We start from the raw sequence: 529 nt of genomic DNA on the forward strand, positions 1-529 counted from the left end.
TCAGGGCCCTACCGGCGAACGGGACTACTGCCTCATTCTGCTGGCCTTTCGCCATGGTATGCGCATTAGCGAACTGCTGGATCTGCATTATCACGATCTGGATCTCCATGATTACTGCATACGGCATCCGAGCGCGACGTACTACCTGCGTGCCAGCGGAGACAGCATGGCCGACGGCAGTCTGTACAATGGCGATCTGCTGGTTGTGGACAGTGCTGAAAAGCCGCGGCACGGCGATATCGTTGTCGCCAGCGTACAGGGGGAGTTTACGGTGAAACGGCTTCTGCTGACGCCGCGACTGACGCTGCAGCCCATGAATGCCTCCTGGTCGCCGATTTATCCTGATCCCGACGAGCTGGATATCTTTGGCGTCGTCACGCATATCATCCACCGCCCGAGGGAGATGTACTGATGTTTGCCCTGGCCGATGTGAACAGCTTCTATGCCAGCTGTGAACGTGTTTTCCGCCCGGATTTGAAAGGAAAGCCGATAGTCGTCCTGAGCAACAACGACGGGAACGTAATCGCTC

1 protein-coding gene and 1 pseudogene are annotated in these 529 nt (G+C 56.9%); both read left to right on the top strand.

Annotation, left to right across the window (positions count from 1 at the left end; translation table 11 throughout):
• Window positions 1–331, top strand: a pseudogene (locus ABD333_RS47420) (S24 family peptidase); the annotation flags it as partial.
• An 80-nt stretch (window positions 332–411) separates the two neighbouring features.
• On the top strand, window positions 412–529 hold a 118-nt coding region (locus ABD333_RS47425; RefSeq protein ID WP_344549510.1), incomplete at its 3' end, for a Y-family DNA polymerase.

It is taken from the genome of Actinomadura fulvescens (genome assembly GCF_039533225.1).
GTDB classification, from domain to species: Bacteria; Actinomycetota; Actinomycetes; order Streptosporangiales; family Streptosporangiaceae; genus Spirillospora; species Spirillospora fulvescens.